The organism is Mesorhizobium sp. M7A.F.Ca.MR.362.00.0.0, from assembly GCF_004023175.1.
In the GTDB taxonomy this organism is placed as follows: domain Bacteria; phylum Pseudomonadota; class Alphaproteobacteria; order Rhizobiales; family Rhizobiaceae; genus Mesorhizobium.
This window is the reverse complement of record NZ_RZTF01000010.1, coordinates 36,213-45,587: the sequence shown is the minus strand read 5'-3', so window position 1 is coordinate 45,587 and position 9,375 is coordinate 36,213. Positions and strand designations below refer to the sequence as shown.

Here is a 9,375-nt window from a genome sequence, read left to right as displayed (position 1 = left end):
GCAATCAGCCGGTAGGCGCGATCCTGCTTTGCGCGGTGCTGCTCGCGGCAGCGTCAGCGGCAACCGTCTCAAACCTAACCGTGCAGCTACCATCGGCGCTCTGGCTCCAATCGGTCGCCGCCCCCGACATCGCCGACATGCGGCAGGTGCTCGTCCACTATGCCTTCCTGCCTCGGCTTGCCGTCAGCCTTCTGTGCGGTGCGGCACTCGGGCTTGCCGGAACCGTCCTGCAGCAGGTTCTGCGCAACCCGCTTGCCTCGCCCGAAACGGTCGGCGTCTCGGCCGGTGCCTATCTGGCGCTGGCGCTGGCGACGCTTCTGTCGCCTTCGCTGCTTGCCTTCGGCCGCGAATGGGTGGCGCTGGCTGGCGCATTCGTCGCCCTTGCCGCCGTTTTCGCTCTGTCCTGGCACAAGGGCCTGTCGCCGCTTTCGGTGGTGCTGGCGGGGCTTGTGGTCAGCCTTTATGCCGGCGCCATCGGTGCCGCTCTCATTGTGCTGCGGCATGAATGGCTGGCCAGCCTGTTCATCTGGGGCGCCGGTTCGCTCGGCCAGCAGGACTGGTCGACGACGCTGTGGCTGTTGCCGCGCATCGGCACTGCTGCGCTTGCGATCTTCTTCATGGTGCGGCCACTGACCTTGCTTGGCCTCGACGATGAAGGCGCGCGCAGCCTTGGCGTGCCGCTCGGCGCCTATCGCTTCGCCGGACTGGCGGCCGCCGTCGCGCTGATCGCGTTTGTCGTTGCCGCTGTCGGCGTCATCGGTTTCGTCGGCCTGGCCGCGGCGACGCTCGCGCGCATCGGCAGTGCCCGGCGGCTGGGCCAGCAACTGGTGATGGCGCCGCTGATCGGCGGGGCGCTGTTGTGGGCTGCCGACCAGGCCGTGCAGATCGCCACCGGGCCGCAAGGCGACCTGCTGCCGACCGGAGCGATTACAGCACTTCTCGGCGCGCCGCTGCTTCTCTGGCTGCTGCCGCGCCTTGCTCTGGGCTCGGAAGCCCCGACCTTGATGGCCGCGCGCCTGCCGCGCGCAAGCCGGCCCGGCCTTATGCTGACGGCGATCGGCCTGGCCTTGCTTTTGCTGCTCGGGCTGGCCCTGCTCTATGGACCGGGCCCGCATGGCTGGACCTTCGCCTTCGGCGACGAGCTGCAGCCTTTGCTGTCGTGGCGGTGGCCCCGCGTGCTTGCCGCGCTGAGCGCCGGGGCGATGCTGGCGCTTGCCGGGCTGATGATGCAGCGGCTGACCGGCAATCCGATGGCCAGCCCCGAAGTGCTTGGCATCAGCGCCGGTGCTGCGCTCGGCATGATGGTGGCGCTGTTTGCGCTCTCGGATGCCGGACGCCCGGTTCAGACGGCGGCGGCAACCATCGGCGCCTTCGCCGCTTTGCTGGTGACGCTGGCGATCGGCCGCCGTGCCGCCTATGCGCCGGAGCGGCTGCTGCTCGCCGGCGTTGCTCTGACGGCCTTGTTCGACGCGCTGATCCTGGTGCTCACCGCCACCGGCGATCCGCGTGCCATGCTGCTGCTCAACTGGCTGACCGGTTCGACCTATGGCGTCGATGTCGGTGACGCCTTGCTCACCGGTGGCATCGCCGTCTGCCTCTTCGCGCTCGCGCCTTTCTTCATGCGTTGGCTCGACATCCTGCCGCTTGGCCCCGCCGCTGTGCAGGGCCTTGGCATTGACCTGAAGAGGACGCGGCTTCTCGTGCTGCTGACGGTCGCGGCACTTACCGCGGCTTCTACCCTGATCGTCGGTCCGCTGACCTTCATCGGCCTCATGGCACCGCACCTTGCCCGTCGCATCGGCCTTTCCCGTGCGCTGCCGCAGGCCATTGGCGCGGTGCTTGCCGGCGCGCTGATCATGGTCGCCGCCGACTGGGTCGGCCGCACCGCCATCTTCCCGCGCCAGATCCCGGCCGGTCTCGTTGCCACACTCATCGGCGGCCCGGTGCTGATGTGGTTGCTGCGCCGCCGCTGACCGTTTTGCCCGTGGAGATATCCATGTCCAAGATATCCATGTCCAGCGCGACGCCAACCCTGATAGCCGACACGACGGTCCACGATCTTGTTCCGGCGCAGGGCGGCGCCCCCTGGCGGATATTCCTGCATGTGCCGTCCGGGCCGGTGCCCGAGGCCGGCTGGCCTGTGCTCTACATGACCGACGGCAACGCCGTCATCGGCACGGCGGTCGACGCCATGCGCGCGCAGGCCTTCTATCCAACGGGCACCAATGTCGGCTGGGGCGTCATCGTCGCCATCGGCTATCCCGTCGACGGCGCCTACGACCCGCTGCGCCGCTCATGGAATCTCGGCCCGCCGCCGGGGAAGACCTATCCGCCCTTCTACGAGGGCACGCCCGAAGTCCGGACGGGTGGGGCAGCGGAGTTCCTTGCCTTCATCGAGGACGAGTTGAAGCCGTGGGTCGCCAGTCGGATCACGGTCGACGCTAGCCGCCAGGCGCTTTACGGCCATTCTTTCGGTGGTCTGTTTGCGCTCTATGCCCTGTTCACGCGGCCGTCTGCCTTCCAGACCTGGATCGCGGCGAGCCCCGCCATCTATTGGGAAGAGCGTGCCATCGACCGCTTTCTCGAAACCTTCGAGGTCGCCATTCCCGATGGTTTGGCGACGACCGTGATCCTGTCGGCCGGCGAGTACGAGACCGAGAAGCTGGCGCCGTTCCAGATTGGCGCCGAGGACGAGGAAAAGCGCCTGCAGCAGAAGAAGATAACACGCACCGACGAATTCGCGCGGGCAATGGCGCAGCGGCTTGATGCTCTCCCGGGAGTGCGCGCCAGCTTCGAACTGCATGCCGGCGAGAACCACATGTCGATCCTGCCGGTCACAGTCAATCGTGCGGTTCAGGCGGCGTTTGCGGTGAGGGCTTGCGACTAACGGCCTTCACCTCTCAACGCTGCAATGGCTTGTTCTCGTTGTGTGGCTGCGTCCGCGTCCATAGCGCCAAAACGCAGGGCACAGCGGAATTTTTCCCCGGGTGCGACGCGAACCAGGCGGCCTCTTTCCTTGGCCGCAAGATAGCCGTCTGGTTCGGCGGTGGCCGGCAGCACGAGGCCAAGCGCGTCCTGGTCGGCGCCGCGTGTGATCCAGCGGACGGCATAATTGAGCTCGTCGGGGCGAAAGCTGACGAAATCCGCAGTACGGTCCGGATGGACCTGCAAGGCGTGCGCCCAGCCCTGGGGGTCGGCCTTAGCCCTCATCGTCAGCACGAGTTCTGGGTCGATCGGCTCGCCCTTGGTCAGCAGGCGATGCCGCGAAGGATCGGCGACAACGGCATCGCGGTAGGCAAGGTAGCTTTCGCTCGGCGTGAAAAAGGGCGGCAGCGTCTGGCGCACGACAATGTCCGCGGAATCATCCGCTACGGTGTCGACCAGGCGCCCGCCATCGGCCGGTTTGAAATTGATGTGCGCCAGGTACATCAACTCCATGGCCGAGCGTTTCAGGTTCTCGATCACGATGTCGACGGCGAGGCTGCTGGCGTCGAGTTGCAGCCGTACGGTGGGCTCCATCACATAGTCATGGCTGAAAGCGACGGTCTGTCGACAGCGCCCCGTCAGCGCCATGAAAGGCCCTTCGGAATTGCTGCCGGCGATCAGTTGCACATCCTGATAAGGCGCATTGGGCAGGTCGCCGTGAAGCGGGTGGCGGTCATCCGGCCCCGGATTTCCCATTGCGGTGGCGCCGCAGTGGATGAAGAACGCGCCGTAGTTGGAAAGATAGTCGCGGGTCGCGACCGGCTCATCGAACATCGAGCGCATGGTCAGGGAGCGGCCGAGGAAGGTCGCGTCCCAGATCTGCTGTCCTTGGAACGGCAGCATGACGATTTCGCCCTTCGCGTTGCTGATCCGAAGCCCGGCAACGCCGGATCGGTAGCGAAAGGCGGTGGCGACAAGCCCGCGATAACGCGCGACGATGGTTTCCGACGCGCCGAACTGCTCGGGCAGGAGGTCGACGAAGACGTGATCGGAGTAGTCCAGATGCATTGTTTCGACCTCTATCCACCGCAAGCGTGCGTGCCGATAGTCGCAGGAAACATCTGGAAATCAACGGCAGCACGTCTCACAGCTTCTGCCAGGACGGCTGGTGGCAGAGTCTCTTCGCGCCCTCCTGGGAGAGCGCTCGAAACTGCAAGCTTGCCAGGCAATATCCCGCGATTGCCTATCCGCGAGCCGGCGGCAGCTCGAACAAAGTGGCGCCGTTCTCCCGGCCGCGCTCGACATAGCCGATAACGCCGAACCATCTTGCGACATCCGGCCCCTGGAGCCAGCTGCGCGAGTGGATGGCGAGGTTGCCGGCGAGCGCCTGGATGTGCCTGATATGCCGCCTGCAGAAGCGAACGGTCGCGGCGCGGAAGAAGTCCTCCCGTGCGGCGAACAGCGTGTCGGCGGCGTCGCTGTTCTCGTGCCAGGCGATGATCGCCACGGCCTTGTCGCCCTCGACAAGCGCGTGCGCGCGGCCCTCCTTCAAATTCATCATCAGATTGTCGTAGGCGATCTTGCTGTCCTTGCCGGCCGCCACGTATTCGTCCGACATCCGCTTGGACAGACCGCGAAAGACATCCTCCAGATCCCCAAGCGTCGCTGCGCGTGCTCTCATTTCACCTCCTGCAGCCCCGGCAGGCAGTTTGCCCTAGGGTTGAGGGGTGGCCAAGCAAATTAAATCCGTCTGCGGGCTAATGTGCGCAAAGTGATTCCACTTGGCGATGCAGGCGGCGACGCGATGGGGTGTGTCCAAAACGGACCTTGGGAAAATGGTGCCCAGAGGCGGAAAAGGCAGAATGCAGAAAAAACCTAGCAAAATCAACGCGTGGGCAGCCCTGATTTCGCGGCCTGTGTAACACCGATGTGGTGTAAAGTCGAATCGATGTAGTTGCCAACAACTTTGTTCTGGCCGCTGTCATCTACGTTTTTCGGCCCTGCTTCGCTGACTCGAGCAACTTTTGTGCGTCTTGTCGCCTTCCTCCCTTGCCTAGCTGCCCTTGCCGAGGCGGATTTCGATCTCAAATGGTTTGGTATCTCAGTCCAGTCACAGGGCTAAAAATATGTTCGCTCGATCCGGAGAAGCACTGTGGTTTTGAAGATCGAGGTTGAGCACAGGGTGGGACTGTCACATTACAGTTTGCTCAATGCAGCCGCGATCAGATCGGCTCGCTTCTTCTGAAACTCTCCAAAGGCATCGAATCCATATGCCGAAAGGTCCGGTACTAGATGCTGCGCTCGAAATCCCGCTTCCCGGGTTTCGAGCCACTCATCAAATGGCGTCGCGTTCTTCGAAAGGTTTTCCGATTCTGTCAGAAGCTGGAGGTTCACGAGCGTGTTGAATTTGCTCAGGTAGAGTTGAACCTGAGAATCGTCATATCCTCTACTCTTCAGCTTGCTCGTCTGGAACTCGGTTTTCGGGAAGACGTGGTCTTCGTGGAAGATCGCATCCTTCCAGTCGCGATCAGGGTACAACAGGGAAAGGGCGAGATTTGTGTACCTGCCTTGGTAGCCGTACTCCAAAACGCGGGCGATCTCCGTTTCACTCAAGCTTGGTTCGATGCCCAGCGATTTGTAGAGCGAAATAGCCGGAAAAGGCGTCGTCGCGTTGCAATCCTTCAGCAACTCCCGCAAGCGGCTCAGTGTCGTATCCGTCGATGAACCAAACGCATTCTTGAGCGTCGTAAGCACAAACCATTTGCGGATTGTCACTTGGGCTTCGGCGTCCTTTACACTTGATGACGTGTCAAATGAGCAATTGCCCAGCTTCCTGATGTAGAGCGCGATAGGCAGCAGAGCCAAAGGAGCCACCACGTTCTTGCTGTTGAAGCCGAACCGAGAAATCAGCCTGACCGTTGTGGAAAGCGCCTGCTTGATGTTGTCCCAATTGGCTTCGATTAGGCGAAGGTTCTGCCTCGTGAAGTTCTTCACTTTGTACTGAATTGGAAGACCATCTGTTAGGTAGAGGCTTGCCTTAAGAACAAAGTCTTTGCCGAAATTATATCCCGTTCCAATTTCATTAAGAGAATCGGTGAAGTCATGGATCTCACTTCGTGCATCAAGCGATTCCCATTTGGCCGTGGCGGTTGCAAGGAGAAGGTCGGAATATTCGAGGGGCTGACCGCCGGAATTTGCCCTGACGAACACCTGCAAGACCTTATCATAATCTTGAGACCGCTCCTCATAGTAGTTTCCTATGAGAGTTGTGTGGACGCGGTTATGCAGGCGTCCGATCAGCCTTTGGGCGTTGTCGCGTTGCTCCTCGCCAACATCGGCAAGGCGGGTTTTCATATCCGCTTTGGCGTCTTCCGCGTCTTCGAAATCCAAAATTCGACCAACCGGGTACCATAGTTGGGGTTTGTCGCCTTTCGGCTCTTCGTTCTCGCGGAAGGCGAAGCTATAGGTGAGTTCTTCGGGGTTCTCCTCATTGGGCGTCGGGGCTTTGAGAAGGTTCAGGTATAGTTTTAGTTTGCGCCACCGGTAGTGGAAATACCTATAGGAACCGCGAAGTCCAATGAATAGTGACGTTATTCTTTGCTGACCATCAAGAACAAGCGTAACGTCCTTCGTGATTCCTGCCATGTTGGCTGCCGGATTGTGCGGGTCTTCGTCGTCGAAGTCCCGGATAAATTCGTAGACCGGCCACTCGTCCTTGTTCTTCTGCTCCAGCCTCCAATATAAAAACGAACCGATGGGGAAGTCTGACATGATAGAATCAAACAAGCGTTCGATCCGTTCAGGCCTCCATACAAATTCCCGTTGGATTGCAGGCAGGTACAGATCACGATTCAATTTTCGGATAAGGTCGCTTACGCGAACTGGTATATATTCCATACTTGTCCCCCCATGCCCAACATTTGCCGAGCTTGTCTACGCTAAAAAGGAAAGCAGCGCGATCTTGCGCCGAACGATGCTCGCAAAGAAAAACACTTCCTCCGCGCCGCCGCGAAGATGTCAGAGACACGGATAGAAAATTGGAATCGAAATTCGGTCAACGGTAACTGGCAGCGGCATCCATGGCAACGCCAGAGGCTTACAGCTGGCACGTCTGCCTTTCGTGATTGTACTCGACACACGCGGCTTGGGGTTCGACACCGAAGACTTCGTCTGCCGAACCGGTAAGCACGGTCGTTTCTCGCTCGGTCTGGGGCAAGAATGTCTCGGAAACAGTGCCTCCCTTGCACGCCATTTGCCAGAGTTAAACGACTGATTTTTAATTCGATTCTTGACAATAGGAATATATTCCGATTATACTGATTGCGGCAAGCTGCGTCGCCCGACGGGGCTGGGCCAGACCCTAACAGGAGCACAAACATGCCTTTGACAGATCGACCGGACGCGCCGTGTCGGCACCACTCAAATCACACCGTAGGGGGCCTTCTGGCCCCTTTGTCATATCTGGAGGCAGGCCAATGAACGTCGCCTCCGAAACCACTCGCTCGCTGATCGTGTTCGGCCGCGACGAGACACGCAAGCCCCACGCGTCGGTGTTCCTGCTACCCGAAGTCGAAGCGGCAGAAAGCGCGGCAAGGCTCATGGGGATGCACTCGCATCGCGTTGAGCCCGGCGAAGCACCCGAGATCGTCATGCGCCTTCCGGCTGGCAAGCTTTTCGACAGCGGCAGGGCTTTCGTGCCGTTCGTCAAGGGCGATCTGTATACCCGCATTGCGACCCTAGCGGGGATCGCTGACGAGCGCGACGGCGGGTCGGGCGACGACAAGGCAGCCGACAGCCCTGAAAACGCCTCAGCGGGCTCGCCTGCGCCGGTGGCGGGCCATGGCGATGGTGACCAAGGTGCTGGTTCGGGCGATGGCGGTTCGCCCGACCCATGGGGCAAGCTGGCGGTCGGCGACATGGTACTAGCATCGGAAGGACCCGACGAGGGATATTTCGAAGCCAGGATTATGAAGGCGAAAGCCAAGGGAATCTACACCCTGAAGTTCAGGGACTATCCGGAAGCCCCGCAAGTCGACCGCAGCTACTACCAGCTTGGCCTGATCCACCCCCGCCAGCTGGCCAAGAAATAAGCGGCCTTGCAAACGGGCCGGGTTCGTCCTGGCCCGTCACCCTCAATCACTCATCCATTCGAAGGAACCACTCATGACATGCTCAACAGAGCGCGTCGGTCGGCAGTCGGCGGCTGATCGAACCGCGCGCATTCGGACCCTCAACGACCAACTACGCCAGACGGGTGCTGGCGGGCGCATGGTGATGACCGCCGGTGTCGCCGCACTGCCTGCCCAAGAGATCGGCGCCATTTTGCTGGCCATCGCCAACTTCGACGCGTTCGACCAGAACAACGATCCATGGGGCCAGCACGACTGCGCTCTGCTGCACGTCGGCGATCGGCAGCTGTTCTTCAAAATAGACTACTATGACCGGGCGCTGGTGAACCTGTCTCCCGATGCCTCCGACCCGGCCGTCACCATTCGCGTGATGACCGTCATGCTGCCGGAAGAGTACTGATGTTTTCCTCTGCACAGGGCACATGGGCCCAGTTCCCCGCTCGTCTAACCTGCCTTGGGCTTTCTGCCCGACGAAAGCGGCGACGGCTCACGAGCCCCCTTCGGAGGTTCGGTCAGAAGAGCCGCGGCCGGAACGGCAAGTGCCTTCGCCAAAGCTTCGAGCGTATCGGTCGTTACGTTTTCAGAACCGCGTTCGACGCGACCGACATACGAACGATCGATCTCAGCCGCCAGCGCCAGCCGCTCTTGCGACAGCCCGCGTTCGACACGCAGCTTGCGGAGATTCCAACCAATGATCTTGCGCACGTTCATCGTGGGCAAGAAGGCAATACAAACGGCTTGACAATCGACGGACCAACAGTCCCCTATTTCCAAATTCAGGGGATTGCACGATTCATGTGCTTGCTTGGGGGAGTGAAATGAAAATCGCAGTTGGAATTATCGGAATTCTGCTTGGCTTGATTTCGATGCTGCAGTCCTGCGCGGTGGCGACCGGCGGAAGCATCGCGGCAAACCATGACCTAGCGGGCGCTGGATCGGTTGGCGTGTTTGTGGGTTTGCTGTTCTTTGTCGGCGGTGCCTTTGCCTTCGGCCTGCCGCTGGTCTCGGCTATTATTTTCGTCGTCGGCAGCTTGTTTGCTTTCATCGCGGCCAGCTCATTCACCGACATGAAGATTTGGGCCTTCGCCGACCTGATCCTCGCCGTCATGGCATTCTTTGCATGGAGAAGCGCACGGCGTGGTCGTGCCGGATCGGCAACGGAGGCCAAGATAAAATGAAATGGTTTGGATGGCCCAAAGTGGCAAATCGCTCATGGGCTCTTTGGGTGGCCGCGATGTTAATCTGTTGGGCGGGCTCGGCTTCAGCAGTATCATTGCCTTGCAGCTCAGTATCTTCTGGGCGGTGGGAAGGCACCCCGAGC

9 protein-coding genes are annotated in these 9,375 nt (G+C 60.8%); 5 read left to right on the top strand and 4 right to left on the bottom strand.

The window, feature by feature from the left end; translation table 11 throughout:
• Positions 1-1,973, top strand: a 1,973-nt coding sequence (fhuB, locus tag EOC06_RS02975; RefSeq protein WP_245469299.1) for a Fe(3+)-hydroxamate ABC transporter permease FhuB, incomplete at its 5' end; no start/stop codon positions are given.
• 23 nt (positions 1,974-1,996) lie between these two features.
• Positions 1,997-2,887, top strand: coding sequence for an alpha/beta hydrolase (locus tag EOC06_RS02970; RefSeq protein WP_128307048.1), 891 nt, complete (start codon positions 1,997-1,999; stop codon positions 2,885-2,887).
• Here EOC06_RS02970 and EOC06_RS02965 read toward each other — a convergent pair.
• The 3 genes from EOC06_RS02965 to EOC06_RS02955 all read right to left on the bottom strand — a co-directional run bounded on the left by EOC06_RS02965 (position 2,884) and on the right by EOC06_RS02955 (position 6,822).
• Positions 2,884-3,993, bottom strand: coding sequence for a DUF4432 family protein (locus EOC06_RS02965; protein ID WP_128307047.1), 1,110 nt, complete (start codon positions 3,991-3,993; stop codon positions 2,884-2,886). The two genes, EOC06_RS02970 and EOC06_RS02965, sit on opposite strands and share 4 nt — an antisense overlap.
• Before the next feature lie 175 nt (positions 3,994-4,168).
• A complete protein-coding gene (locus tag EOC06_RS02960) occupies positions 4,169-4,606 on the bottom strand; it encodes a hypothetical protein (RefSeq protein WP_128307046.1) in 438 nt (145 codons plus the stop codon).
• A gap of 515 nt (positions 4,607-5,121) precedes the next feature.
• On the bottom strand, positions 5,122-6,822 hold the full coding sequence (locus EOC06_RS02955) for a DUF262 domain-containing protein (protein WP_128307045.1): 1,701 nt from the start codon (positions 6,820-6,822) through the stop codon (positions 5,122-5,124).
• Between the two features lie 578 nt (positions 6,823-7,400).
• Here EOC06_RS02955 and EOC06_RS02950 point away from each other — a divergent pair.
• Positions 7,401-8,015, top strand: coding sequence for a hypothetical protein (locus EOC06_RS02950; RefSeq protein WP_128307044.1), 615 nt, complete (start codon positions 7,401-7,403; stop codon positions 8,013-8,015).
• A gap of 73 nt (positions 8,016-8,088) precedes the next feature.
• Positions 8,089-8,454 carry a DUF3768 domain-containing protein gene (locus EOC06_RS02945; RefSeq protein WP_128307043.1) on the top strand — a complete coding sequence of 122 codons (366 nt, stop codon included), beginning with the start codon at positions 8,089-8,091 and terminating at the stop codon, positions 8,452-8,454.
• A 44-nt stretch (positions 8,455-8,498) separates the two neighbouring features.
• On the opposite strand, the gene EOC06_RS02940 is transcribed toward EOC06_RS02945, so the two are convergent.
• Positions 8,499-8,765 carry a helix-turn-helix domain-containing protein gene (locus EOC06_RS02940; protein WP_128307051.1) on the bottom strand — a complete coding sequence of 89 codons (267 nt, stop codon included), beginning with the start codon at positions 8,763-8,765 and terminating at the stop codon, positions 8,499-8,501.
• Positions 8,766-8,872: 107 nt separating this feature from the next.
• On the opposite strand from EOC06_RS02940, the gene EOC06_RS02935 reads away from it, so the two are divergent.
• Positions 8,873-9,232, top strand: a complete 360-nt coding sequence (locus EOC06_RS02935; protein WP_128307042.1) for a hypothetical protein — start codon at positions 8,873-8,875, stop codon at positions 9,230-9,232.
• Positions 9,233-9,375: the final 143 nt, after the last annotated feature.

Bases quoted from the DNA above. Each gene is read 5' to 3' on its own strand.
- EOC06_RS02950 (WP_128307044.1), top strand. From the start codon at position 7,401: ATGAACGTCGCCTCCGAAACCACTCGCTCGCTGATCGTGTTCGGCCGC.
- EOC06_RS02955 (WP_128307045.1), bottom strand. From the start codon at position 6,822: ATGGAATATATACCAGTTCGCGTAAGCGACCTTATCCGAAAATTGAAT.
- EOC06_RS02960 (WP_128307046.1), bottom strand. From the start codon at position 4,606: ATGAGAGCACGCGCAGCGACGCTTGGGGATCTGGAGGATGTCTTTCGC.
- EOC06_RS02945 (WP_128307043.1), top strand. From the start codon at position 8,089: ATGACATGCTCAACAGAGCGCGTCGGTCGGCAGTCGGCGGCTGATCGA.
- EOC06_RS02940 (WP_128307051.1), bottom strand. From the start codon at position 8,765: ATGAACGTGCGCAAGATCATTGGTTGGAATCTCCGCAAGCTGCGTGTC.
- EOC06_RS02970 (WP_128307048.1), top strand. From the start codon at position 1,997: ATGTCCAAGATATCCATGTCCAGCGCGACGCCAACCCTGATAGCCGAC.
- EOC06_RS02935 (WP_128307042.1), top strand. From the start codon at position 8,873: ATGAAAATCGCAGTTGGAATTATCGGAATTCTGCTTGGCTTGATTTCG.
- EOC06_RS02965 (WP_128307047.1), bottom strand. From the start codon at position 3,993: ATGCATCTGGACTACTCCGATCACGTCTTCGTCGACCTCCTGCCCGAG.